The 24,393-nt window shown below is 67.3% G+C and carries 24 protein-coding genes, 1 tRNA gene and 1 other RNA gene; 12 read left to right on the top strand and 14 right to left on the bottom strand.

All coding sequences use genetic code 11. The features are described from left to right. Window positions 1-48: 48 nt before the first annotated feature. Together ACWDMM_RS11015 and ACWDMM_RS11010 are read right to left on the bottom strand one after the other, a co-directional pair. Window positions 49-759, bottom strand: a complete 711-nt coding sequence (locus ACWDMM_RS11015; protein WP_195079787.1) for a hypothetical protein — start codon at window positions 757-759, stop codon at window positions 49-51. A gap of 125 nt (window positions 760-884) precedes the next feature. Continuing rightward, window positions 885-1,460, bottom strand: a complete 576-nt coding sequence (locus tag ACWDMM_RS11010) for an HhH-GPD-type base excision DNA repair protein (RefSeq protein ID WP_195079786.1) — start codon at window positions 1,458-1,460, stop codon at window positions 885-887. 217 nt (window positions 1,461-1,677) lie between these two features. On the opposite strand from ACWDMM_RS11010, the gene ACWDMM_RS11005 reads away from it, so the two are divergent. Both ACWDMM_RS11005 and ACWDMM_RS11000 read left to right on the top strand, forming a co-directional pair. Beyond that, a complete protein-coding gene (locus ACWDMM_RS11005) occupies window positions 1,678-2,484 on the top strand; it encodes a methyltransferase domain-containing protein (RefSeq protein WP_449937176.1) in 807 nt (268 codons plus the stop codon). 8 nt (window positions 2,485-2,492) lie between these two features. Further along, the gene (locus ACWDMM_RS11000) at window positions 2,493-2,933 is read left to right on the top strand and encodes an SRPBCC family protein (RefSeq protein ID WP_195079785.1); all 441 of its coding nucleotides are present in this window, start codon (window positions 2,493-2,495) and stop codon (window positions 2,931-2,933) included. A gap of 87 nt (window positions 2,934-3,020) precedes the next feature. Here the strand turns inward: ACWDMM_RS11000 and ACWDMM_RS10995 are convergent, their stop codons facing one another. Both ACWDMM_RS10995 and ffs read right to left on the bottom strand, forming a co-directional pair. Next, window positions 3,021-4,310: an aminotransferase class I/II-fold pyridoxal phosphate-dependent enzyme gene (locus ACWDMM_RS10995; protein WP_195079784.1), complete on the bottom strand. Its 1,290-nt coding sequence runs from the start codon at window positions 4,308-4,310 to the stop codon at window positions 3,021-3,023. 215 nt (window positions 4,311-4,525) lie between these two features. Next, an RNA gene (gene ffs / locus ACWDMM_RS10990) (signal recognition particle sRNA small type) lies at window positions 4,526-4,620 on the bottom strand. 128 nt (window positions 4,621-4,748) lie between these two features. Here ffs and ACWDMM_RS10985 point away from each other — a divergent pair. Then, a tRNA-Ser gene (locus ACWDMM_RS10985) sits at window positions 4,749-4,836 on the top strand. Window positions 4,837-5,140: 304 nt separating this feature from the next. Here the strand turns inward: ACWDMM_RS10985 and ACWDMM_RS10980 are convergent. Beyond that, entirely contained in the window at window positions 5,141-5,347 is a 207-nt protein-coding gene (locus ACWDMM_RS10980; RefSeq protein WP_449937101.1) for a hypothetical protein, read from the bottom strand. A gap of 163 nt (window positions 5,348-5,510) precedes the next feature. Between ACWDMM_RS10980 and ACWDMM_RS10975 the strand changes: the two genes are divergently transcribed. Together ACWDMM_RS10975 and ACWDMM_RS10970 are read left to right on the top strand one after the other, a co-directional pair. Next, window positions 5,511-5,990, top strand: coding sequence for a hypothetical protein (locus tag ACWDMM_RS10975; protein ID WP_449937100.1), 480 nt, complete (start codon window positions 5,511-5,513; stop codon window positions 5,988-5,990). Between the two features lie 99 nt (window positions 5,991-6,089). Further along, window positions 6,090-6,728, top strand: coding sequence for a hypothetical protein (locus ACWDMM_RS10970; protein ID WP_195079782.1), 639 nt, complete (start codon window positions 6,090-6,092; stop codon window positions 6,726-6,728). Window positions 6,729-6,740: 12 nt separating this feature from the next. Here ACWDMM_RS10970 and ACWDMM_RS10965 read toward each other — a convergent pair whose 3' ends face one another. Then, entirely contained in the window at window positions 6,741-8,216 is a 1,476-nt protein-coding gene (locus ACWDMM_RS10965) for a WS/DGAT domain-containing protein (RefSeq protein ID WP_449937173.1), read from the bottom strand. A gap of 174 nt (window positions 8,217-8,390) precedes the next feature. Between ACWDMM_RS10965 and qcrB the strand changes: the two genes are divergently transcribed. After that, on the top strand, window positions 8,391-10,034 hold the full coding sequence (gene qcrB / locus ACWDMM_RS10960) for a cytochrome bc1 complex cytochrome b subunit (RefSeq protein WP_195079780.1): 1,644 nt from the start codon (window positions 8,391-8,393) through the stop codon (window positions 10,032-10,034). A gap of 108 nt (window positions 10,035-10,142) precedes the next feature. Here qcrB and ACWDMM_RS10955 read toward each other — a convergent pair whose 3' ends face one another. Then, window positions 10,143-10,328 carry a DUF397 domain-containing protein gene (locus ACWDMM_RS10955; RefSeq protein WP_435406541.1) on the bottom strand — a complete coding sequence of 62 codons (186 nt, stop codon included), beginning with the start codon at window positions 10,326-10,328 and terminating at the stop codon, window positions 10,143-10,145. Window positions 10,329-10,775: 447 nt separating this feature from the next. Between ACWDMM_RS10955 and ACWDMM_RS10950 the strand changes: the two genes are divergently transcribed. Genes ACWDMM_RS10950 through ACWDMM_RS10940 form a run of 3 tightly spaced genes read left to right on the top strand, consistent with a single transcriptional unit; the run spans window position 10,776 to window position 12,993 of the window. Continuing rightward, window positions 10,776-11,258, top strand: a complete 483-nt coding sequence (locus tag ACWDMM_RS10950; RefSeq protein WP_195079778.1) for a DUF309 domain-containing protein — start codon at window positions 10,776-10,778, stop codon at window positions 11,256-11,258. A gap of 57 nt (window positions 11,259-11,315) precedes the next feature. Continuing rightward, window positions 11,316-12,233, top strand: a complete 918-nt coding sequence (gene gluQRS, locus ACWDMM_RS10945) for a tRNA glutamyl-Q(34) synthetase GluQRS (RefSeq protein WP_449937096.1) — start codon at window positions 11,316-11,318, stop codon at window positions 12,231-12,233. Between the two features lie 46 nt (window positions 12,234-12,279). Further along, window positions 12,280-12,993, top strand: a complete 714-nt coding sequence (locus ACWDMM_RS10940) for an RDD family protein (protein WP_357108636.1) — start codon at window positions 12,280-12,282, stop codon at window positions 12,991-12,993. Between the two features lie 77 nt (window positions 12,994-13,070). Here ACWDMM_RS10940 and ACWDMM_RS10935 read toward each other — a convergent pair whose 3' ends face one another. After that, window positions 13,071-13,592, bottom strand: a complete 522-nt coding sequence (locus ACWDMM_RS10935; RefSeq protein ID WP_195079775.1) for a DUF4190 domain-containing protein — start codon at window positions 13,590-13,592, stop codon at window positions 13,071-13,073. A gap of 29 nt (window positions 13,593-13,621) precedes the next feature. On the opposite strand from ACWDMM_RS10935, the gene ACWDMM_RS10930 reads away from it, so the two are divergent. After that, complete coding sequence (locus tag ACWDMM_RS10930; RefSeq protein WP_195079774.1) at window positions 13,622-14,401, top strand: queuosine precursor transporter; 780 nt, start codon at window positions 13,622-13,624, stop codon at window positions 14,399-14,401. Between the two features lie 54 nt (window positions 14,402-14,455). Here ACWDMM_RS10930 and tgt read toward each other — a convergent pair whose 3' ends face one another. Both tgt and ACWDMM_RS10920 read right to left on the bottom strand, forming a co-directional pair. After that, window positions 14,456-15,715 carry a tRNA guanosine(34) transglycosylase Tgt gene (gene tgt, locus ACWDMM_RS10925; protein WP_449937093.1) on the bottom strand — a complete coding sequence of 420 codons (1,260 nt, stop codon included), beginning with the start codon at window positions 15,713-15,715 and terminating at the stop codon, window positions 14,456-14,458. Between the two features lie 60 nt (window positions 15,716-15,775). Further along, on the bottom strand, window positions 15,776-16,243 hold the full coding sequence (locus tag ACWDMM_RS10920; RefSeq protein WP_195079772.1) for a MarR family winged helix-turn-helix transcriptional regulator: 468 nt from the start codon (window positions 16,241-16,243) through the stop codon (window positions 15,776-15,778). Window positions 16,244-16,303: 60 nt separating this feature from the next. Between ACWDMM_RS10920 and ACWDMM_RS10915 the strand changes: the two genes are divergently transcribed. Next, window positions 16,304-16,804, top strand: a complete 501-nt coding sequence (locus ACWDMM_RS10915; protein ID WP_195079771.1) for an SgcJ/EcaC family oxidoreductase — start codon at window positions 16,304-16,306, stop codon at window positions 16,802-16,804. A gap of 232 nt (window positions 16,805-17,036) precedes the next feature. Here the strand turns inward: ACWDMM_RS10915 and ACWDMM_RS10910 are convergent, their stop codons facing one another. The 4 genes from ACWDMM_RS10910 to ACWDMM_RS10895 all read right to left on the bottom strand — a co-directional run bounded on the left by ACWDMM_RS10910 (window position 17,037) and on the right by ACWDMM_RS10895 (window position 21,892). Then, the gene (locus ACWDMM_RS10910; RefSeq protein ID WP_195079770.1) at window positions 17,037-18,941 is read right to left on the bottom strand and encodes an ABC transporter ATP-binding protein; all 1,905 of its coding nucleotides are present in this window, start codon (window positions 18,939-18,941) and stop codon (window positions 17,037-17,039) included. After that, window positions 18,938-20,671 carry an ABC transporter ATP-binding protein gene (locus ACWDMM_RS10905; protein ID WP_195079769.1) on the bottom strand — a complete coding sequence of 578 codons (1,734 nt, stop codon included), beginning with the start codon at window positions 20,669-20,671 and terminating at the stop codon, window positions 18,938-18,940. Before ACWDMM_RS10905 ends, ACWDMM_RS10910 begins: the two co-directional genes overlap by 4 nt. 87 nt (window positions 20,672-20,758) lie before the next feature. Next, entirely contained in the window at window positions 20,759-21,262 is a 504-nt protein-coding gene (locus ACWDMM_RS10900) for an RrF2 family transcriptional regulator (RefSeq protein WP_195079768.1), read from the bottom strand. 36 nt (window positions 21,263-21,298) lie between these two features. Then, window positions 21,299-21,892 carry a TetR/AcrR family transcriptional regulator gene (locus ACWDMM_RS10895; protein ID WP_195079767.1) on the bottom strand — a complete coding sequence of 198 codons (594 nt, stop codon included), beginning with the start codon at window positions 21,890-21,892 and terminating at the stop codon, window positions 21,299-21,301. 203 nt (window positions 21,893-22,095) lie between these two features. Between ACWDMM_RS10895 and ACWDMM_RS10890 the strand changes: the two genes are divergently transcribed. Further along, window positions 22,096-24,390 carry an MMPL family transporter gene (locus tag ACWDMM_RS10890; protein WP_449937087.1) on the top strand — a complete coding sequence of 765 codons (2,295 nt, stop codon included), beginning with the start codon at window positions 22,096-22,098 and terminating at the stop codon, window positions 24,388-24,390. Window positions 24,391-24,393 lie beyond the last annotated feature (3 nt).

The raw sequence follows: 24,393 nt of genomic DNA, 5'->3' as shown, positions 1-24,393 counted from the left end.
CCCGCTCCCCGGAACCCGGACGGAGCGGAGTCTTTTCACGCGGAAGGATTACTTCGGAGCGACGAACGGCTGATTGATCGTCGCGAAGTACTGGATCGCGGCGGCGACCGCCACCGGAGCGGTGACCAGGATCTGGCCCGCCAGCGTGCCGAGCGCGCCGACGGCGATGATGCCGCCGAGGCAGCCGATGGCCGCGGCAGGGATGAACGCGCCGAACAGTCCGACGATCGCTGCGGAGGCGACGGTCGCGCCCGCGATGCCGCCGAGCACGCAGCCGATGGCGCCGCCGGCCAGGCCGCCGACGAGCGTTCCGATGGTGGCTCCGGCGGAGATCGTGCTGGTCAGGCGAGTCCAAGCGGCGACCTCACGGTCGTACTCGGTCTTCCACGGCGCCTTGTCCTCGTACGGGAGGGCCACCGGCTTGTAGACCGCGTGTTCCCGGTCGAACACGGGCGTCAGCGTGGCGGTGCGGCCGGAAACCGCTGCCGCGATAGGGAATTCGAAGTCCTCGAGCTGAAACCTCAGCGGCTGCGCCGCGAGGACGGTACCGTTGGAGGCCTTGACCTCCAGCACCTCGTTCTCGACCACCAGCGAGCCCGCGTCGATTTCGATGATCGACTGGGTATCGGTCGCGTGCGCGGTGAAATTGATCGCGCTTTCCGTACTTTCTTCCGCCGGGGCAGCGCCGGATGTACCAGCGGCCACTCCGGTCGCAATGGTCACCAGCGCCGCCACCACGGCGAGCTTCCTCATCCTCATGTCCTGCAATCCCTCATCTCAGGTGGAGCCGTACCAGCCAAAAGCATCGGGCAACGGCTCTGCGAGAACGAGGAAAAAACGCAGGGCGATTTCAAATAGGCAACCGGGGAGTTACGAGCACGGAACTACTTCGCTTTGGCCGCCGCTTTCGCCTGCTTCTTGAATTCCCTTACCTGCGCCAGGGATTCGGCGTCGGTGACGTCGGCAACCGAACGGCGCGAGCCCTCGTCGCCGTACGCGCCCGCCGCGGCGCGCCAGCCCTCCGGCCGCACGCCCCGCTGCTTACCCAGGAGGGCCAGGAAGATCTTCGCCTTCTGCTCGCCGTAGCCGGGGAGTTCGCGCAGCCGCCGCAGCACCTCCTTGCCGTCGGGGTCGCCCGCGGTCCAGATGTTCTCGGTCTTGCCGTCGTAGTGCTCGATGACGTAGCGAGCCAGCTCCTGCGCACGCCTGGCCATGGACCGGCCGTAGCGGTGGATCGCGGGCGGGGTCGCGGCGAGTTCCTCGAACTCCTGCGGATCGGCCTCGGCGATGCGCTGGATGTCGAACCCGCCCATCCGGTCGGCGATCTTCTTCGGGCCCCGGAAGGCGTGCTCCATCGGGTACTGCTGATCCAGCAGCATGCCGAGCAGCGTGGCGAAATGGTCCTCGGTCAGTAGCCGGTCCGCTTCGGCGTCCTGCGCCAAGCACAGCGTGCGCGTCATGCCCTACCTCCTGCTCGGTGTGCTGGGACGGGTCGATCATCTCACCGGAGCCGACGGTGCGGCAGCACCCGGGTCGCCGCCGCCGGGCCTGCATAGTGACTCAACTCACAATGCCTACGCGCGGGTAGACGACCTGCCGCGTAGGCTCCAGGCCATGCCTCAGACGACGGCGACCCCCACCAAGACGACGCCAACGGCCAGGGATGGACACGGGCCCATGAACACCTACGCATTGCGCCCCGATCGATTCGACCGAGCAGGTCAGGACCAACTCGTCGACGTGCGCGACCTCCAGGCCGCGCTGCCGGGCATCCGCCGCTTGCGCACCTGGGCGCACGAAGCGCTCGCGCTGCGGCCCGGCGAACACGCCGTCGACATCGGCTCCGGTACCGGATCGGAGGTCATCACCTTCGCCGAGGCGGTCGGCCCGGACGGCAGCGCGGTCGGCGTCGAACCTGACCCGCAGCTGCTGGCCTCCGCCGAGCGCCGCGCCGCCCAGGCCGGCTCCACGGCCAGATTCCACTCCGGAGATGCCTACGGCGTGCCGTTCGGCGCGGACAGCTTCGACGCCGTCCTGTGCGAGCGCGTCTTCCAGCACCTCACCGCCCCGGCCCGCGCGGCCAACGAGATCGCGCGCGTGCTGCGTCCGGGTGGCCGCGTGGTCGTGGTGGACAGCGATTGGGACACCGCGATCGTGCACCCCGGTGACCGGCGGGTCGTCCGCGAGGTGATCGACACGCTCGTGTCGGCCACCACCAATCCGCTGTCGGGCCGTCGTCTGCCCGGTCTGCTCACCAAAGCGGGCTTGGTGGTCGACGACATCGGCTCGGAGGCTCTGGTGCAGGACCGCCGCGTCGGCGCGGGCTCGCTGATCACCAGGATCTCCGCGATGGCGGTCGCGCGCGGCGCGATCACCGAGGCCGAGCGGGAGCAACTGCTCGCCGACCTCGCGGCGGGCGCCGCCAGCGGCGACATCCACCTCTCGGTGACCATGTTCGCCGTCCTCGCGCACAAACCGCGCTGACCCGGCCGATGGCCGTCGATGTGGTGACCGACGTCGTGATCGACCGATCACGCGAGCTGGTCGCCGCGTATTCGGCCGATCCGGCGCACGCGCCCGCGTGGTACTCGCGCATCCACAGCGTCACCTGGGAAACGGAACCTCCGCTGCGCGTCGGCTCGCGGATGACGTTCGTCGCCCACTTCCTGGGCGGCAGGCTGACCTATACCTACGAGGTGGTCGACTACACGCCCTGCGTCCTGCTGGTGATGCGCACCGCACAGGGGCCGTTTCCGATGGAGACGACCTACACCTGGGCCGATACGCCGGAAGGCGGCACCAGGATGACGCTGCGCAACCGCGGCGAGCCGAAGGGTTTCCGGAAGCTGACCGCGCCTGTGCTGGAAGCGGCCATCCGGCGGGCCAACCGCGCGGATCTGGCGCGGCTGAAGGAACTGCTGGAAACCGGATAGGCCGCGTGCCGACGCCGCCACCGGCTTTCGACACAGATGACAGCGCCCGGCACGGAAGCCGTGCCGGGCGGTCAGTCGTTCGCGGTCCTACTTGCCGAGCAGCTTCTCGGTGGCGGCCAGCAGCACGCAGGTGGCCAGGCCGTCCATCGCCTTCTCGAGCTCGGGCAGCTTCGGGAAGCTGGGCGCGATGCGGATGTTCTTGTCCTCCGGATCGTTGCGGTACGGGAAGGCCGAACCGGCCGCGGTGAGCGCGATACCCGCCTCCTTGGCGAGGGCGATCACCCGCGCCGCGGTGCCCTCCAGCACGTCCAGGCTGATGAAATAGCCGCCCTTGGGTTCGGTCCAGGAGGCCACCTTGGACGCGCCGAGGCGGTCCTCGAGGATCTTCAGCACCAAGGCGAACTTCGGCTCCAGGATGGCGCGGTGCTTCTGCATGTGCGCGCGCACGCCGTCGGCATCGCCGAAGAAGCGCAGGTGGCGCAGCTGGTTGATCTTGTCCGGGCCGATGCTCTTCTTCGAGGCGTGGCTCAGATACCAGTCCAGATTCGCGGTGGAACCACCGATGAAGCTCACGCCCGCGCCCGCGAAGGTGATCTTCGAGGTGGAGGCGAACACCAACGGACGGTTCGGGTTTCCGGCGGCGGCGGCCAAGCCGAGCACGTCGATCACCGGGGCCGCCGTGTCGGTGAGCGGATGCACCGCGTACGCGTTGTCCCAGAACAGCCGGAAGTCGGGCGCCGCCGCCGGCATCGAGACGAGTTCGCGGACAACGTCTTCGGAGAAGACGACGCCGGTCGGGTTGGAGTAGTTCGGCACCGCCCACAGGCCCTTGATCTGCGGGTCGCTCGCCAGCAGCTCGGCGATGGCGTGGGTGTCGGGGCCGTCGTGGCGCATCGGGATCGGGATCATCTCGAAGCCGAGCGCCTCGGTGATCGCGAAGTGCCGGTCGTAGCCCGGGGCCGGGCACAGGAACTTCAGAGTGTCCTCGGCGGCCCAGCGACGCTCGGAATCATTGGTGCCGTACAGCATCGCGTAAGTGATCACGTCGTGCATCAGCTCGAGACTGGCGTTGTTGCCCGCGAGCAGATTGTCCACCGGGATGTTGAGCAGCTCGCCGAAGATGGCGCGCAGTTCCGGGAGACCGTGCAGGCCACCGTAGTTACGGCAGTCGGTGCCGGTGCCGTCGCGGAAATCGCCGTCGCCGGGCAGGTTCAGCAGTCCGGCGGACAGGTCGAGTTGCTCCGGCGAAGGTTTCCCCCTGGTCAGGTCCAGCGTGAGCTTCTCGGTCTTGAGCGTCGCGTAGTTCGCGGTCTGGGTGTCGTGCTCGAGCACGAGCTCCTCATGGCTCATCAAACCGATCTGCGTTTGCCGGGGCATCCTGGGCAGCCTTTCAAGCAGCGAAGGGACGATGGGTTGGCCGGACCGATGTGCGGCGGCGACCGAACAGGTTGTCCGTGCAGACGCACGTGCATCCGCGGACGGTGTTCACGTTACCCGTGCGGCGCCCGGAATTGGAGGCGTTATCCGGGGATGGAATGCGGGGACCGCTGCCCCACCGGCTCGACGCAGGCGAGCCGCCCCGCAAGCCCTTCGAAAGGGGACCCCGCGCACCCGGCAGAGCCCGTTGACCCTTGCTGCCTTCCGGCCCTGGGGGGGTTCACAGGATGCGCGCCGCGCGGGATCCGTCGGCCAGTGTAGCGCCTCCGGCCCACAAACCCATCCTCCGGGTCCACCACCCCCGGCCGACCAGGCACTTCACCCACGTCACCCCACCTATTTGGCGACCGGCCGGGGGCTACCGGTATGCTGCTCCACGGAGGATTCGCCTAGTGGCCTATGGCGCTCGCCTGGAACGCGGGTTGGGTTAACGCCCTCAGGGGTTCAAATCCCCTATCCTCCGCCAGAGAAGGGCCTGGTCAGGACGGTTTACCTCGTTCCGACCAGGCCTTTTCTCATCGGGGGCCGAACGCACTGAGAAGATGCCCGGGCGAAGCCCGTTCCCCACCATCCAGGGCCACCGATGCAAGCATCCGTGAGCGCAGCGCCCCAATGGCAACGTCTACGAGCAGGCCGCCACGCTGCATTGTCATCGGTGGGCCGCTGAAGGCCGACATGCGAGGGCCGCGTCCCCCCTGCGCAACAGAAACCAGCGAGTCGACCACGTAGCAGGGCCGCTACTGACAACAAGCAGCTTCATCGGAGCGAACTTAGCACTGGAGTATGGCGGGCCCGCTTTCTTTGCGTCCCTCGCTCGTACCGGTGTCCCAGGTGGCCCGCATGACGATCTTGGCCTGCCACACGCCCGGCAGGCAGTCCAGCGCCATCGCGGCCGTGTGGACGCTGGGGTCGGGGATCTGCGTGACTATGCCGACTCTCCCTTCGGCCGCGGGTTGCTGGTGCCCGACCGATGCCACAGCTGCAACAGTGCCGAGCCTCGACGCGGTTCGGCATCAGCGCCAACCATGTCGCGAGGAGATCAGCGAAGGTATACAACCACACGGGCGGTTCGGCGCGGTCGTCGAACCGCGGAGCGGATGCGCCCGCTGGTTGCCGCGACAGCATAGGAGAGCACATCGCATGGTGCGGATCGGTGTCACCGGGCATATGAACATCACCGCGGCTACTGAACCGTTGGTGTACGACGCGGTGCGTTCGCTGCTGGACAAGCACGATCCGAGCGAGCTGATCGGAGTGAGTTGCCTTGCGCGCGGTGCCGATTCGGTGTTCGCGCGGGCGGTACTCGATGCGGGTGGTCGGCTCGAAGTCGTGTTGCCGTCCCGCGATTACCGGGAGCGGAAGGTGAAGCCGGATCACGCCGAGCTGTTCGACGAGCTGGTGCGGCGCGCGGCCCAGGTGCGGGTGATGGATTTCGACAACGCGGGTCGTGAAGCGTACGAAGCAGCCAACGATGCGGTGGTCGGGTCGGTCGACCGGCTGGTCGCCGTGTGGGATGGCGATGCCGGGCAGAAGGCGGGCACGGGGACGGTGGTGGAACTCGCGCGTCAGCGTGGCGTGCCGGTCGACGTCGTGTGGCCGGACGGCGCCGCGCGCGGCTGACGCCGGTCCACCGTCGGATTTCCTCCCGAGTTGCCGGACGAGCCGGATTCGCCCGATCTGGGCTGTGCGACTTCCCATTCCGATGGAATGATCTTCTCCGTGACTCAGTGGCTTCCGCTCTTCGGTTCTCTCATCGTTGCCATTGCGGCATTGGTCGGCGTGCTGGTCAACAACCGCACGAACCGGGCGGCGCTCACCGCCGCGGACGAGCGGAACCGGGTCACGCTGGACGCGGCGCAGCGCACCGTGGAGGCGACCAACGCGGCGGCCGAGCGGCGTGAGCACGACAAGTGGCGGCGGGAATCGGTGCTGACCGCGGTGTCGTCCGTGCTGTCCATCTCGAGCGATGTCCGCCAGCAGTTGCTGCACTGCGAGCACTGGGAGGCCGACGAACTCGATGACGTCGACGCGGAGATCCGGCAGCTCATCACCGGCTCGCGCGGCTACATCAGCAACCTGCGCGTGCTGTCGCATCGCAAGATCCCCAATCGCTGCGAGGACCTGATGCGCACGCTCACCGCGGCGCTGAACATCAGTTCACAGCGCCGCCGGATCGAACTCGACGGCGAGGCCACCGCCGAAGAGATCACCGAGATCCAGGCGCTGTGGTCGCGGGCGATCGAGAACACTGTCGAGGAAGAACGCTCGGTCATCAACGCCACCCGGCTCGAACTGGACATCAAGATCTCCGCCGAGGTGCACCAGGCCGCGGCGCAGCCCGCCCTCGCCCGTTCCTGACCGGCGGGCTCGTCACACCGATGGCGACGCCGCGACCCGCGTGCGGTGGGCTTCGCGCAGCGCGGCACCGAGGTGGGCGGCGTAGGCGTCCAGGTCGGGCAGCACGGCCGGGTCGGCGTGCAGCGAGATGGTGACGGTGTCGCCGAGGCCGTGCACGCCGTGGGTGAGATGCATGACGGAGCCGAGGGCCGGGAACCCGGCCGTGAAACGCACGGCGCCACCGCCGAAGGACAGATCGGCTGGGCCGCGATCGACGCTGGAGACCACCGTGTGGCCCGCGATCGAGTCGGGGACGGTGTCGAGGGGGTAGCGATCCACGTCCCGCCGCAGCAGCGGGGCCGGCATGGCCGCGGTGACCCGATCCTGCGCGGACAGCAGCGGGTGCAGCGCGCGGACCCGCCGGTCGGCGAGCGCGGCGGCGATCTTGTCGGCGCGCAGGCGCGGATCGGGTTCGTCGACGAAGAGATCGACGCCGAGGCTGCGATAGTTGTTGCGCGGGCGAGCTGCCTCGGGAAGAGCCATCGGCACCTGCGCACCCAGCCGCTCCACCGGCTCGCCACGCTCGGCCAGGTAGCGGGCCAGCGCCAGCGACACCGCGGTCAGGACGACGACCGTGACGGTGCGGCCCGGCACCCGCACGTCGGCGGACGGGAACACCAGCATCCGCGCTTCGTGTCGCGAAATGCCCTGCGGGGAAGATCTGTTCAGCACGGTTGGGAGGAAACCCTCTGCGGGCGGCGGCACTTCGCCCGACGCGGTCAGATCCGCCAGCCGCCGCTGCGCGCGAAACGCCTGGTAGCCGCGCATAGCTGTGACGGCTATCCGAACCGGCGCACGCAGTACGCCGATCGCCGAGTTCACCAGCACCCCGGCCGACGACAGGCTTGACGGCACCGCCTCGCCGATCGCCCGCCCCCGTGCCGCGAAATCTCGCGTGGACGGCCACCACGCGGAACCCCGCCGCCACGATCCCGGCGCGCTCGCGCACTCGTCCGCCGCTTGGACTCCACCGTCGGACACCGGCGGAGCCTCCGTGAACAGCGCCCGCGCGATCGCGGCGGCCCGCCGCCCATCGGCCAGGGCATGGGACATCTGGAGCACCGCCACCAGCGCGGGCTCGCCTTCCAGGCCGGGCGCGTCCTGGATCGCACGGAACACATGCAGCCGCCACGGGTGCACGGCGGCATCGACGCCGGTGCCGAGCAGGTCGCCGAGCGCCTCCAGCAAGCACGACCAATCGCGGTCCGGAAGTTCGTGTTCCATGAATTGCTCGGCGCCGAATTCGCATCGGGTCCAGCGCGGGTAATCGAGGTCGACGGGCAGTTCGCGCAGCCGGACCCGTAGGTCGGCGATGCGCGCGCTGCGTTCTGCGACGGCGGCGCGCAGTTCCTCCGTGGGGAGGCCGCGATCGGCGAAGCAATACAACAGAAAGAGGTCGTTGCGCGTGCGTTCGGACAGCCAATACATCGTCGCGTCCTGCGGTGCCATCGCGCTCACGAGTAAAACGATATCGACTCGGATCCGGTCACGTCCGCGGGGCCGGGCAATGTGAATGATCTTGTTCCACAATTCCGTCCGGAAAATCCCATCGATTCCGGCACGCGGCTCTGCTACCGTCTGTAGTAGGACCCGGATACCACTCACCCAGGCGGGGTGTCGGCCATGGCTATAGATCTAGCTCGCAAAATCGCCAACCAAGCCGATGAGGCGGACGAGCGGTACAAGGCCGCCGCGTTCGTGAAGCGGTCGATCAACAAGGTCTTCCCGACGCATTGGTCGTTCCTGCTCGGCGAGATAGCGCTCTACAGCTTCATCATCCTGCTGCTGTCGGGCGTCTACCTGACCTTGTTCTTCGACCCGTCCATGACGGAGGTCGTCTACAACGGCTCCTACCAGCCGATGCGCGGCGTGACCATGTCGCGGGCGTACGAGACGGCGCTGAACATCTCCTTCGAGGTCCGCGGCGGTCTGTTCGTCCGGCAGGTGCATCACTGGGCGGCGCTGCTGTTCGCGGTGTCGATCATCGTGCATCTGTTCCGGATCTTCTTCACCGGCGCGTTCCGGAAACCGCGTGAGGCGAACTGGGTGATCGGCTCGTTGCTGCTGATCTTGGCGATGTTCGAGGGCTTCTTCGGTTACTCGCTGCCCGACGACCTGCTGTCGGGCACGGGCCTGCGCGCCGCGTTCTCCGGGATCACGATTTCGATTCCGATCATCGGCACGTGGCTGCACTGGCTGATGTTCGGCGGTGACTTCCCCGGCGACATCATCATCCCGCGGCTCTACATCGCGCATGTGCTGTTGTTCCCGGGCATCATCCTGGCGCTGATCGCGGCGCACGTGGCGCTGGTGTGGTATCAGAAGCACACGCAGTTCCCCGGCCCGGGCCGCACGGAGAACAACGTGGTCGGCGCCCGGATCGTGCCGGTGTTCGCCGCCGACCAGGGCGCGTTCTTCGCCTTCACCCTCGGCGTCGTCGGCCTGCTCGGCGGACTCTTCCAGATCAACCCGATCTGGAACCTGGGGCCATACAACCCGTCGCAGGTCTCCGCGGGTTCCCAGCCGGACATGTACATGATGTGGACCGACGGCATGGCGCGCTTGATGCCGCCGTGGGAGCTGTATTTGGGCCGCTACACCGTGCCCGCCGTCTTCTGGGTCGCCATGCTCATGGGTCTGGTGTTCGCCGTCCTCATCGCCTACCCCTGGATCGAGAAACGGCTCACCGGCGACACCGGCGCACACCACAACCTGTTGCAACGCCCCCGTGACGTGCCCGTTCGCACCGCGATCGGCGCGATGGCGATCACCTTCTACGTGGTGCTGACGCTCTCGTGCGTCAACGACATCATCGCCTACAAATTCCAGATCTCGTTGAACGCGACGACCTGGGCAGGCCGCATCGGCATCCTGCTCGCACCGCCGATCGCCTACTTCCTGGCCTACCGCATCTGCCTCGGCCTGCAACGCAGCGACCGCGCGGTGCTCGAGCACGGCGTGGAGACCGGCGTGATCAAGCGCCTGCCGCACGGCGAGTACATCGAGGTGCACCAGCCGCTGGGGCCGGTGGACAAGCACGGCCACCCGGTTCCGCTGGACTACCAGGGCGCCCCCGTGCCGAAGAAGATGAGCAGGCTCGGCGCGGCGGGCAAGCCGGGGACCGGCAGCTTCCTGCGCGCGGATCCGCGCGACGAGAGCGTCAAGCACTTCGAGCTCGAGCACGAAGAGGAACGCAAGCAGCTCGCCGTGCTGCGCAAGGTGCAGGAACGGGCGAACGGAAACGGGAACGGTTCCGGGCACCGATGATCCGGCGGCCACCCGCGCCGGCGCACAATCCGCACAGAAAACCGCGAAGGCCCCGAGTCCATGCGACCCGGGGCCCGCTTTGCCTTGTTCAGGCGATTCCGGCGCGACTCAGCCGCGCCGGAACTCTCCCGTCGAGACCCCCACTAGGAATGCATCCCACTCGCCCGGCGCAAACGCCAAGACCGGGCCACGTCCACTGTCCTTGGTGTCACGAACCGCGACATTGCCGTCGACGAGAAAAGCGACTTCCACGCAGTTCCCATCCGGACCGCTGTATGTGCTCTTGCGCCACACAGCGCCCGTCCAATCAACCTCCACGGCACTAGCTCCTTTGCTGCGTCGAGAGCGAGATTTCTCCTGACATCGTTCCAGCTAGCATGGGTACCCGACTGGAAAGCCGAATCCCGTGGTGCACCCCGTGCCGGAGCGCACTTTCCCGGTGCGTCGATATCGCACATCGAGTTCGAGAGGAAATTAACCTCGCGCGGGGCCTGTCCCCGCGCGGTAACACTAGCAGGTCCTTCGAAAGTTTGCCCGGCTCTTGCCTATTCAATCATCGCAACCACACACGTTTGCGAAGCAACGGAGTTGCGGGAACATTGCCAACTCCCGGCATTCATTCCAAACACTGACGTACCACAATGTTTTTAACGGATGTGATTGCTCTGTTATCGGCCGACAATTCACCTCCCTCCGGAGGCCGCGTCGACGAAGGAGCGGCGGCCGTGCATGATGGAGCCTATGGTCGAACGCGATCGAGACGACGCAGGTCGCGCCCGTAATGCCCGTCCGCGCGACCGCCTCGGGCGTCCACTGCCTGCCGGCAGCACCGGAGTTGCCCGAATTCCGGACGATCTCGATCTTCCACCCCAGCAAACCTTGACCTTCGCCCAGCAACTGCTGGACGAGGGACTTGCATTCAACGCACACGAGGTTTTAGAGGCCGCGTGGAAGAACGGACCGTTCGCCGAGCGGATGCTGTGGCAGGCGCTCGCGCAGTTCGCTGTCGGTCTGACGCACATACAGCGCGGTAATCCGAAGGGAGCGCGTACACTGCTCGCCCGCGCGGTGTCGCGGTTGACGGCATACCGGCCCGAAGGCGAGCGCGCGCCCTACGATATCGACCTGCCCGGATTGGTCGCCCACGCCCGAGCCTTGCTCGCCACGCTGGAGGCGGGCGGCGAACCGGCGGACGACGACCTGCGGCCGCGTCTGCGCGGCTGACCGCCGTGACTTCTACCATGGCCGACGTGCGCATCTCATCGTCCATCAGGCGAGCCCATGAGTGAGCCGGGCGCGGGCCGGTATGCGCCGAGCCCGTCCGGGGACCTGCACCTGGGCAATCTCCGCACCGCACTGCTGGCTTGGGCGTTCGCTCGCTGCACCGGCCGCCGCTTCCTGCTGCGGATCGACGACCTGGACCGAGTGCGTCCCGGCGCCGAGCAGCGGCAGCTGGAGGATCTCGCCGCGATCGGCGTGGATTGGGATGGGCCCGTGGTCCGCCAGTCCGATCGGCTGCCGCAATACGAGTCGGCTATCGAACGCCTCACCGCCGCCGGGCTCACCTACGAATGCTTCTGCACCCGAAGAGAAATTCAGAAAGCCGCGACGGCTCCGCACGGACCGATGGGCGCCTACCCCGGCACCTGCCGCACCTTGCTCCCCGTGGAGCGCGAACGGCTGCGCGCGCAGGGCCGCCCGGCCGCACTGCGCTTGCGCGCCACGATCACCGAGTTCGAAGTGCGCGACGAGCTGCACGGTCGCTACCGTGGCCCGGTCGACGACGTGGTGCTGCGGCGCGGTGACGGCATCCCCGCCTACAACCTCGCCGTCGTGGTGGACGACGCGGCACAGGGCGTCGACCAGGTGGTGCGCGGCGACGACCTGCTGCCGTCGACCCCGCGGCAGGCATACCTCGCGACGCTGCTCGATCTGCCGGTGCCGCACTATGCCCACGTGCCGCTGGTGCTCAACGCGGAAGGGCGGCGACTGGCGAAACGGGATGGGGCGGTGACACTCCGCGAACGATTGGCGCTCGGCAACACGCCGGAGGAAGTAGTGTCGGCACTGGCCGGTTCGCTCGGCTTCACCGCGACATCGTCGTCCGAGCTACTCGAGCGTTTCGACACCGAGCGGCTACCCCGCGAACCGTCGATATTCGACGTGGACGGGTTGTTGCGAAGCAGCCCATGTCCGTAACGTACGCATCGTCCAACTACTGATCAATCGACGAGGACAAACAACTATGACAAGCGGTGGGTACGACCCCAACCAGTATCCGCAGGGCGGGCAGCCGTACGGGCAGCCGTACCCACAGGGGGGCGACCAATACGGGCAGCAGCCGCAGTATGGCCAGCAGCCCCAGTACGGGCAGCAGCCTCAGCACGGCGGCCAGCAGCAGCAATACGGTCAGCAGCCCCAGTACGGGCAGCAGCCCCAGTACGGCCAGCAGCAGCCGCAATACGGGCAGCAGCCGCAGTATGGGCAGGAACCGTACGGCCAGTACCCGCAGCAGCCGGGGTTCAACAACTACGGTGGCCAGCCGGGCGACCTCGGCACCCGGATCGGCGCGCGTGTCATCGACGCGCTCATCCTCTACATCCCGTACCTCATCCTGTACACCCTGTTCAACAACTCGCTGGGCCTGACCATCGGCCTCAGCATCGTGTGGACCTTGGTCCAGCTCGGCTACTTCGTCGGCATGGAGACCTCGCAGGGCACCACGCTCGGTAAGAAGATCCTCGGTCTGAAGGTGCTCGCCCCTGGCGGCGCCGCGAAGATCGAGCCGGCCACCTCGCTGAAGCGCAACATCTTCGTCGCGGCCAACATCATCCCGTGCGTCGGCGGCCTCGTCTCGCTCGGTTTGGCGATCTACATCATGGTCACCATCTCGCAGGACCCGAACAAGCAGGGCTGGCACGACAAGTTCGCCGGCGGCACCCAGGTCGTGAAGGCCTGATCCGCCGCGGCGGGCACGAAAGCGGAAGGGGCGCACCCGAATGAGTGCGCCCCTTCTGCTTTCCGTAACCGGCTGCGCTACGCGCTGGTCGCCCCCGCGATGATCACCACGACGAACCACAGGATGCCGAGCACGATCGCGCCGACCCCGATCCAGATGCCGGCGAGCGCCATGCCGCGCCCCTCCTGGCCGGTCTGCTTGACCTGGTTCAACGCGATCACGCCGAGGATGATGCCGACGATCGACCCCAGTCCGCAGGTGACGAACCCGACCAGCGACGAGATCAGCGCGCCGATCGCCATGCCGTTGGTGCCTTGCGACGGGACTCCGTAGGGCTGGTAGGGCGTCTGGTAGCCGTACTGCGGCTGGGCGTAGGGCTGCGCGGGCGGCTGGTAGGACGGGTACTGCGGCTGCGGAGGCGGCGTCATCGGCTGCGAGGGCGGCTGCACCGGGTACTGCGGCGCCGACGGGTAGCCCGACGGCTGCTGCTGCTCCTGGCTCGGATACTGCGGGACCGAACTCTGCGCCCCGGACTCCGGCGACACGCCTTGGCCGCCGTACTGCTTCCACCATTCGTCGGAGTCCCCGGGATTCGTCATTGCTACAGCGTATTCCACAACCTGGTTTGATGATGCGGGTGAGTGAGTCGAAAACCACGCAAGAGCACGGCGGGCCTGGACGCCCCGCGGACCATGCGGCATTTGCCCAGGTAGCGCGGGGGTACTACGCACCGATCGTGGCCCTGTTCACGGCAACCCTGATCATTTCCAACATCTGCGCCACCAAGGGGGTGGAGTTCTTCGGCGACCGGTCGGTGTCGCTGGGGCCGCTGCAAATCCTTCCGATCGCCACCGACGGCGCCTTCTTCCTGTTCCCGTTGGCCTACATCCTCGGCGATGTGCTCAGCGAGGTGTACGGCTTCCGCGCCACCCGGCGGGCCATCTACTACGGCTTCGCCGCCCTGCTGCTGACGGTCGCCTGTTTCGCCATCGCGATCCGGCTGCCCGCCGCGAGCTTCTACGACAACCAAGAGGCGTTCCGCACCGTCCTGGGGACGACGCCGCGGCTCGTCATCGCGGGCCTGGCCGGGTACTTCGTCGGCCAGTTGCTGAACTCCGCGACGTTGGTGCTGATCAAGGAGCGGACGAAGGAAAAATACCTGTGGGCCAGGCTGATCGGATCGACCATCGTCGGCGAGTTCGCCGACACACTGATCTTCTGCTCGATCGCCGCGGGCGCCATCGGCATCGATACCTGGCAGCAGTTCGTCAACTATGTGATCGTCGGCTTCATCTGGAAGACCCTCTGCGAGGTATTCGTACTCCCGATCACCTACCGGGTGATCGCGTTGCTCAAGAAGCGCGAACCGAGCTACGCACCGACCGAAGCGGATCCGCTGCACACCTGACGAAGTTCCCGGCCACACCACGGAGGGCGCGGGCAACGAGAGCCGATCGGAGAGTCACCGATCCGCCTCACGCCCCGCGCCCTTCTTGCTTTTCCAACGGCCCAGGGTCTCCGTTTTGTGCTCATCGAAGTAGCCGCCCTCGATGCTGTGGCGGATGCGGTCGACCAGGCGGACCGTGAACCGCTCGTTGTGGATCGTGCACAGCGTGGCCGCGAGCATCTCCTTGGCCTTGAACAGGTGATGGATGTAGGCGCGCGTGTAGTTGGCGCAGGTGTAGCAGTCGCAGTTCTCGTCGATCGGGGTGAAGTCGCGGCGAAAGCGGCTGGTGTTGATGTTGAAACGACCGGTGTCGACGTAGATGGCGGCGTTGCGGGCGACCCGCGACGGGTTGACGCAGTCGAAGGTGTCGGCGCCGTTCTCGATGGCGGTGAAGATGTCCTCCGGCTCGCTGATGCCGAGCATGTGGCGTGGCTTGTCTTCGGGCAGCTCGTCACTGCACCACCCGACGATGGCGCCCAGATTGTGCTTCTCCAGCGCGCCGCCGATGCCGTAGCCGTCGAATCCCGTCCCCGCGTTTCCGCGAATCGATTCCAGTCCGCGGCATGCCTTCCTGCGCAGGTCCTCGTACTGCGCGCCCTGGATGACGGCGAACAGCGCTTGGTAGGGACGGTGCGTGCGCGCGGCGGTCAGCCGCTCGTGCTCGTCGATGCAGCGCTGCGCCCACTCGTGCGTGCGCTGCACCGATCGTTCCTGGTAGGCGCGGGTGTTGAGCAATGTAGTGAGTTCGTCGAACGCGAACATGATGTCGGCGCCGAGCTGGTGCTGGATGGTCATCGACACCTCGGGCGTGAAGCGGTGCACGGAGCCGTCGAGGTGGGAACGGAACGTGACGCCGTCGTCGTCAACGGTGGCCAGCCGCTCTTTGCCCGGTGCGATCACGTCGTCGCTGCGCACATCGACCGCCTCCATCGCGAGCACCTTCTTGAAACCGACGCCCAGCGACATCACCTGGAAACCGCCGCTGTCGGTGAAGGTCGGCCCCGGCCAGTTCATGAACGCGCCGAGCCCGCCCGCCTCGTCCACGATGTCGGCACCCGGTTGTAAGTACAGGTGATAGGCGTTCGCGAGCAGCGCTTGGGCGCCGAGTTCCCGCATGGTTTCCGGCAGCACCGCTTTGACCGTCGCCTTGGTCCCCACCGGGATGAAGGCGGGCGTGGCGATCGGCCCGTGCGGCGTGGCGATCACACCGGACCGGCCGTGCCGTCCGTCCAAGCGGGTACCGAGGGTGAAGGAGAAGGATTCGGGACCGGACACCCCGCTATCCTCGCAGTTCGGTGGTCGCCGCCCGAACCAGGCCACTGCTCGTCACAGGCATCAGCATGATTCGCCCGACCGCGAGACACGCTCGGTTTGCTCCTGGTGCACCCGCAGCGCGGTGCGCAGGAAGTCGAGTGCGATGCGCAGTTCGTCGGTGTCGAACCGTGTCAGAGCCTCGGCGCCCGCCTTCCCCACGGGTTCGAAGATCTCTCGCGCCACCTCGGCGGCCCGCGCGGTGGCTTCGATCAGGATCCGCCGCCGATTACCGGGATCTTGTGCGCGCGAGACGAATCCAGCCCGGGTCAACCGGTCGACGACGGTGGTGGTGGCGGCGGGACTCAGTCGCAGCGCGGCGCTGAGCTCCCCCGCCGTCAACGGGCCACGGCCGAGCACGATGTCCAGGCAGCGCAGGTCGGTGCGGTTCAACCCCAGACGAACGGCCGCGGCCTCGTCGAAGGCGTCGAAGCTCTGCTGCAGCGTCCGCAGCTCTTGCGCGATCGCGCCGATCAACTCTTCTTTCGACATTCGAATCTTTCTGTTATCTTATATTTCGATAGTCGAATCTTAACACCGGAAGGCACCACCATGGACGCGACCCTCGACCGCACCGACGACCGCGCGCTGCGCAGCCTGTTCGACGAGCTGATGCGCACCTGGACCGATAACGACGCCGCCGCGTACGCCGCCCTGTTCACCGAGGACTCCGACTACGTCTCCTACGACGGCACCCGAGCCACCGGCCGCGGCGAGCATCAGGCCAACCACGAAAAGCTCTTCCGTGGAGTCCTGGCCGGGTCGGCACTGGTCGGCGATCTGGAGTCGATCCGCTTCGTCACCCCCGACGTGGCGATTGTGCACGGCACGGCATCGGTTCTGATGCCGTGGCGCTCGCGCCTCCCCCAGCGCCGGCTGTCCCGCCAAACGCTGGTGACCGTGCGCACCGACCAGGGCTGGAAGATCACCGCACTACACAACGGCCGCGTCCGCCCGGTACGCATCCCCGGACCGAACTCGTTCCCGTCGAAGATGTCCCAGCTCATGAGCCGCCTGTCCCACCGCCTCGGCCTCGGCCGGAAACGGTCGTGAGTGCGGGCCGACTGAGCGAGCTGTTTCGGCGCCCGTGCGAGCGCACCGAGACAACGATGCCGTGCGCGCGACTCCCCTGACGAGCCCAGCGCCGGCCCACCCACACCTGCGAACGAAGAGCAGCCAGAGCGAGCATCCGCCGGGCTCACGTTCGGTCCGAGCCGACAACGAGCCACTACACCGCGCACCTGGTCGCGAGCTTCGACCACGCCGCGCCGCAGGCGCGGCCGAATCACACAGCTCCAGCGAACTGGGCGTTGTACAACCGGTAATAGGCCCCGCGCTCATCGAGCAGGCGTTCGTGCGAGCCGTGTTCCACGATGCGGCCCGCTTCCATGACGACGATCAGGTCGGCGTCGCGGATGGTGGACAGGCGGTGGGCGATGACGAAACTGGTCCGGTCGCGGCGCAGGGCGGCGGTGGCGTGCTGCACGAGCAGTTCGGTGCGGGTGTCCACCGAGCTGGTCGCCTCGTCCAGGATGAGGATGGACGGCTTGGCGAGGAACGCGCGCGCGATGGTGATCAGCTGCTTCTCGCCCGCGCTGACGCCGGCGCCCTCCTCATCGATGACCGTGTCGTAGCCGTCGGGCAGCGCGTGCACGAAGCGGTCGACGTAGGCGGCGCGGGCCGCGGCGAGGATCTCCTCTTCGCTCGCGTTCGGGTTGCCGTAGGCGATGTTCTCCCGGATGGTGCCCTTGAACAGCCAGGTGTCCTGCAGCACCATGCCGATGCGCGAGCGCAGGTGGTCGCGGGTGATCTCGGTGATGTCGACGCCGTCGATGGTGATGGTGCCCGCGTCCAGTTCGTAGAACCGCATGAGCAGATTCACCAGCGTGGTCTTGCCCGCGCCGGTGGGGCCGACGATCGCGACCACGTGGCCCGGCTCAGCCACCAGCGACAGGCGCTCGATCACCGGCTTGTCGGGTTCGTAGCGGAACGAGACGGCCTCGAACTCCACGCGGCCGCGGTCGACCGGGCGCGCGTCGGCCATCACCGGGTCGGGGCTCTGTTCCTCGGCGTCCAGGATCTCGAAGATCCGCTCGGCGGAGGCGACGCCGGACTGCAGCAGGTTCGCCATCGCGCCGAGCTGGGTCAGCGGCTGGCTGAACTGGCGCGAGTACTGGATGAACGCCTGCACCTCGCCGAGCGAGAGACTGCCCGTGGCCACCTTCAGGCCGCCGACCAGCGCGACCAGCACGAAGTTGACGTTCCCCAGGAACATGATGGCGGGCATGATCAGGCCCGAGATGAACTGCGCTTTGAAGCTGGCCTGGTAGAGCTGCTCGTTGCGCTGGTCGAACTCCTTGCCGACCTCGCGGTTGCGGCCGAACGCGGTGACCACCTCGTGCCCGGTGTATGCCTCCTCGACCTGGGCGTTGACCAGGCCGGTGTACTTCCACTGGTCGACGAAGTGCGGCTTGGACCGCTTCGCGATCTGCGCGGTGACCACGATGGCGGCGGGCACGGTGAGCAGGGCGATCACCGCGAGCTGCCAGGAGATCCAGAACATCATGACCAGGATGCCGAGCACCGAGAACACCGAGACCAGCAGCTGGCTCATGGTCTGTTGCAGGCTCTGGGAGACGTTGTCGACATCGTTGGTCACGCGGCTGAGCACGTCACCGCGCGGCGCGGAGTCGAAGTACCGCAGCGGAAGCCGATGGATCTTGTCCTCGACATCGCTGCGCAGCCGCTTCACCGTGCGGTTGATCACGATGTTGAGCAGGTAGCCCTGCAACCAGCCGAAGACGGCCGCGCCGATGTACAGCGCCAGCACCAGGGCGAGGACCCGCCCGACCGCGCCGAAGTCCACCCCGACGCCCGGGACCACGTTCATCGCGCCGAGCATGTCGGCGAAGGTGTCGTCGCCGTTGGCCCGCAGGGCCTCGATCGCCTGGTCCTTGGACACGCCGGACGGCAGTTGTTTGCCCACCACGCCGTCGAAGACCAGGTTGGTCGCCTTGCCGAGGATGTAGGGGCCGATGGTGTTCAGCACCACGGAGACGATGACGAGCGCGACGATCAGCGCGACCTGCACCCGCTCCGGCGCGAGCCTGCGCAACAGTCGTTTCAGCGAGGGCCCGAACGACTTCGCCTTGGTGCCGGGTGCGCCGGGGGTCGGCATTCCGGGTCTCATCGCGCCTCCTCGGCACTAAGTTGCGACTCGACGATCTCCCGGTACTCCGAACAATCCCGCAGGAGCTGATCGTGGGTGCCGATGCCGGCTATCGCGCCGTCCTCGAGCACCACGATCTGGTCCGCGTCCCGGATGGTGGCGATGCGCTGCGCGACGATGATGACCGAGGCGTCGGCGGTCTCCGGCTTCAGCGCCTCCCGCAGCCTGGCGTCGGTCGCCACGTCCAGCGCGGAGAACGAGTCGTCGAACAGATACACCCTCGGCTTCTTCACCAGCGCGCGGGCGATGGCCAACCGTTGACGCTGACCGCCGGACACGGTGGTGCCGCCCTGGGCCACCGGGGTTTGCAGCCCTTCGGGCATCTCGCGGACGAAATCGGCGGCCTGCGCGATCTCCAGCGCGCGCCACAGCTCCTCGTCGGTGGCCTGCGGGTTGCCGTAGCGCAGGTTGCTCGCGATCGTGCCGGAGAACAGGTACGCCTTCTGCGGGACGAGGCCGATCTGTGAGCGCAATATCTCCAGGTCGATATGGCGCACATCGGTGCCGCCGACATAGACCGCGCCGTCGGTGACGTCCATCAGCCGGGGTACGAGGTTGATCAGCGTGGTCTTTCCCGCGCCGGTGGAGCCGACGATCGCGGTGGTGGCGCCGGGACGTACCTGGAATCGGATGGCCTTCAGCACCGGCTTCTCCGCGCCGGGGAAGGCGAACTCGGCGAACTGGAAGTCGACGACGGCCGGGTCGTCGGTGAACGGCTGCGGCAGGCGCGGCGGGTGCACCGAGGACTCGGTGTCGAGCACCTCGCCGATCCGGTCGGCGGAGACCGCGGCGCGCGGGGCCATCATCGCCAGGAACGAGGCCATCATCACGGCCATCAGGATCTGCATGATGTAGGACAGCATCGCGGTGAGCGAACCGATCTGCATGTGCCCCGCGTCGATCGCGTGCCCGCCGAACCAGATCACTGCCACGGCGGTGACATTGCTGATCAGCATGACCGTGGGGAACATCAGCGCCATCAACCGGCCGACTCGCAGCGCGGTGTCGGTGAGTTCGGTGTTGGCCAGGCCGAACCGCCAGGTCTCCTGGCGTTCCCGCACGAAGGCGCGCACCACCCGGATACCGGTGATCTGTTCGCGCAGAACGCGATTCACCTCGTCGATCCTGGCCTGCATGTCCCGGAAGCCGGGCACCATTCTGGAGATCAGCACGGCCATGGACAGGCCGAGCGCGGGCACCGCGATCAGCAGCAGCCAGGACAGGCCGAGATCCTCGCGCAGCGCCATGATGATGCCGCCGACGCACATGATGGGCGCCATCACCAGGATGGTCGCCGACATCACGATGAGCAGCTGCACCTGCTGAATGTCGTTGGTATTGCGAGTGATGAGCGAGGGCGCGCCGAACATGCCCACTTCGCGCGCGGAGAACGTGCCGACGCGGTGCAGCAGCGCGCCGCGCAGGTCGCGGCCCGCGCCCATCGCCGCCTGCGCGCCGAGATAGACCGAAGTGGCCGACGCGACGATCTGCACACCCGTGACCGCGAGCATCCACAGGCCCGTGGTCCAGATGTAGCCGAGGTCGCCTTTGGTGACGCCGTTGTCGATGAGGTCCGCGTTCAGGCTCGGCAGATACAGCATCGCGATCACGGAAATCAGCTGAAGCGCAACGACCCCCGCCAACTGGGCGCGATAAGGCTGCAGATGCGAGCGGAGCAGTTGGATCAGCATGATGAGTCGCAGGCTACCGGCTGTCGGCGCGATGCGCCCTGATGTTTTCTGACCTGCATGGATGCTCTCCCGTGGTGGTGTGCGGGGCTAGCGGCGCGCCCAGGCGCCCGGATCTTCGGTGAGCGCCCCGACGAATCCGGGCAGCCGGTCGCTCGCGATGTCGGCGATGGTGACGTTCTCCAGCACCGCGCGAATATTGACCCGCAGCGCGATCCACACCCGCTGCAACGGCTCGGCCGCACCGGCGTAGTGAACGTCCTCCGGGCGCGCGCCGCGCACCGACGCCAGCGGGCCCTCGATCGCGCGGATCACGTCGGCGACGGAGATCTCGGCGGCCGGCCTGGCCAGCCAATAGCCGCCGTCCGGCCCGCGCCTGCTGATCACGAGTTCGGCGCGGCGCAGTTCGCCGAGCACCGACTCGAGCACCTTGGGCGGGATCCGCTGGGCGGTGGCGATCGCTTCGGCCTTGACCATCGGCGCGGCCTGCACGGCGGCTGCGCCGAGCCCGACCACGGACCGGTTCAGCCGCGGCGCACTGGCGATTTCGAGCAGCGTCCGCACCGCGTAATCGATCTTCGCGGTGATGTGCACAGCGGCGACTCCTGGCGTCGAGGGGATGGCTCGAATCTACGCGGCGCCGCCGCCAGCGAGCACGCAGGTCGCGGCGTCCAGCAGTGACGATTCCACCAGCGAGTCGTCCGCACCAGGCACGAGTTCCTTGGACACCAGCGCGACACCGATCACCTCCAGCGCGGCGCAGGCGCGCAGATGCGCTTCCTCGGTGGCGTCCGGCCCGGCCAGCCACAAGCGCAGTTCCCGGGTGGTCTCCACCAGATCGGGGTAGCGGTCGGCCATGGCGTTCACGATCGCGACGGTGTCGCGCACGACCAGCGCCCCGGCGTCACGGTGATCGATCAGACCGCGCAGATATGTTCGCAGCACCCGGCGGATGCTCTCGCTGTCGTGCGGGACCTGGTCGAGATCGTTCACCACCGAGCGCATGTGATCGACGATCGGATCAATGATCGCCAGGAGCAGATCGAGTTTCGACGCATAGTGATAGTAGAGCGACGCCTTTGTGATTCCTACCGCATCCGCGACCTCACGCAGGCTCGTCTGCTCGAATCCTTTGGCTCCGAAAAGTTTCACCGCGGCGTCCCGAATCGCGCTTTTGGTGCCTCCACCTGCGGCGACAGCGCCGGGTGTGTCACGCACAGCCATCCGATGATCCTCTCATCACCTTCGCATCGAGCGAATCTCGCCCGCAGAATAGAGGTTGTACCTCCGCTTATCCGCTGGGTAGTCTACCTACCGCACGGTAGGCAGAAAGCGTCAGTGGAGGCGGAGGCAGGCAGGGCACCTCCGCGAGTGCTGTCTACACGCAGAACCAGCACGATCCCAGTCATCGCTAGGAGTAACCACTCGTGTCCGTTTTTCTGTACAGATGGGGGAAGTTCGCCTTCCGCCGGAAATGGATAGTGCTTCCCGTCTGGCTCGTCTTGTTCGTACTCCTCGGTGGCCTGGGCGCGCAGCTCAGCAAGCCGATGAGCGACGACTTCAGCATGCCCAACCTGCCCTCGGAGCGTGCCAACGAAATCCTCGACAAGCACTTCCCCGGCGCCTCCGCCGCGTTCCAGCTGGACGCGGTCACCGGCACCTACGTCGCCGCCGCGCCGGAGGGACAGACGCTGACCGATCCGGCGAACCGTGCGGCGCTGGACGCGTTCATCGCCAAGCTCGGCCAGCTCGACATCGTCGACCACAGCAAGCCCATCGCCAACCCGGTCGAAGCGGCCGAGAAGATGGGCTGCCTGAGCAACCCCGATCCCGCGCAGTGCAGTGGCGCCCCGCTGAACGTGCTCAGCAAGACCGCGCCCGCGACCGTGGCCGTGATCAATGTCCCGTTCACGATCGCGAAGGTCACCGACGTCACCGACGCCAACCGGGAAGCGGCCTACGACATCGCCGCCGACGCCCGCAACGCCGGGCTGACGGTGGAGATGAGCGGCTCGATCGCGCAGAAGCAGGAAGCGCCGAGCGGCAAGTCCGAGATGATCGGCATGGCGGTCGCGCTGGTCGTGATGGTCGTGGCGTTCGGCGCCATCGTCGCGGCGTTCGTGCCGATCGTCACCGCGATCATCGGTCTCGGCGCGGCCACCTCTTTGATCATGCTCGGCACCTCGGTGATCGAGATCCCCAGCTTCACCACCTTCCTCGCCTCGATGATCGGCATCGCGCTGTCCATCGACTACGCGCTGTTCATCGTGTCCAGGTACAAGCACGAACTGGCGGTGCAGGATTCGCCGGAGGAGGCCGCGGGCACCGCGCTCGGCACGGCCGGTTCCGCCGTGGTGTTCGCCGGCCTGACCGTCATCATCGCGCTCGCTGGTCTGAGCATCGTCGGTGTCCAGTTCATGACGTTCATGGGTCTGGGCGGCGCGATCGCCGCCGGTTTCGCCGTGCTCACCGCGATCACGCTGATGCCTGCGCTGCTCGGCGCGTTCGGCCGGTTCCTGTTCAAGCCGAAGCTGCCGGTGGTCGCCCAGCACGATCCCGAGGACGAGAACTCGGTCACCAACGGCATGCGTTTCGGCCGCCTGATCGGCCGCGCGCCGTGGGTCGCGCTGATCCTGAGCGTCGTGGTGCTCGGCGCGCTCGCCGCCCCCGCCGCCGGCCTGAACCTGGGCCTGCCGGGCGAGGACAGCATGCCGAAGACCTCCACCATCAGGAAGGCCTACGAGCTGCGGACCGAAGGCTTCGGCGAAGGCAGCAACGGCGTGCTGAACGTGGTCGCCGACCTGAGCGCCGTCCCCGCCGAGAACCGGGACGCCGCGGTGAAGGCGCTGCGCGACAAGCTCGCGTCCTACCCCGACATGGACTACGTGACCGAGCCGCAGTTCAGCCAGGACCAGCAGGGCGCGATGCTGAACGGCGTGCCGAAGTCCGGGCCCAACAACCAGGCCACCAAGGATCTCGTGCGCGACGCCAGGGAGGCCGAAGGCCAGCTGAACGCCGAGTACGGCATCGAGTACGGCATCACCGGCACCACCGCGATCTACGCCGACGTGGACCACGTGCTGCTCAGCAAGATCGTGCCCTACCTGGCGATCGTGGCGGGCGCGGCGTTCGTGCTGCTGATCCTGGTGTTCCGGTCGATCCTGGTGCCGCTCACCGCGGCGCTCGGGTTCCTGCTGTCGATGGCCGCGACCTTCGGCGCGACCGTGCTGATCTTCCAGGAGGGCAAGCTCGGCCTGATCGAGGACCCGCATCCGCTGGTCAGCTTCATGCCGATCATGCTGATCGGCCTGGTGTTCGGCCTCGCGATGGACTACCAGGTCTTCCTGGTGACCCGGATGCGCGAGGAGTTCGTGCACGGCAAGTCGGCCAAGGACGCGGTGGTCGCCGGTTACCACCACGGCGCGCGTGTGGTGACCTCGGCGGCGATCATCATGATCTCGGTGTTCGGTTCGTTCCTGCTGGAGACCGACGTGACGGCGAAGTCGTTCGGCTTCGCCCTGGCGGCGGGCGTGCTGCTGGACGCGTTCATCGTCCGCATGGTGCTGATTCCGTCGCTGCTGGTGCTGATGGGCAAGTGGTCGTGGTGGATGCCGAAGTGGCTCGACCGCATCCTGCCCGACATCGACGTCGAGGGCACGAAGCTGCGTGAGTTGCAGCAACGTACCGCCGAGACGGCGAAGGTGCCGGTCGGCGTGAGCTGATCC

Source organism: Nocardia sp. NPDC003726 (assembly GCF_053586955.1).
The sequence above is the reverse complement of the archived record's forward strand: the minus strand, read 5'-3'. Positions and strand labels throughout refer to the sequence as shown.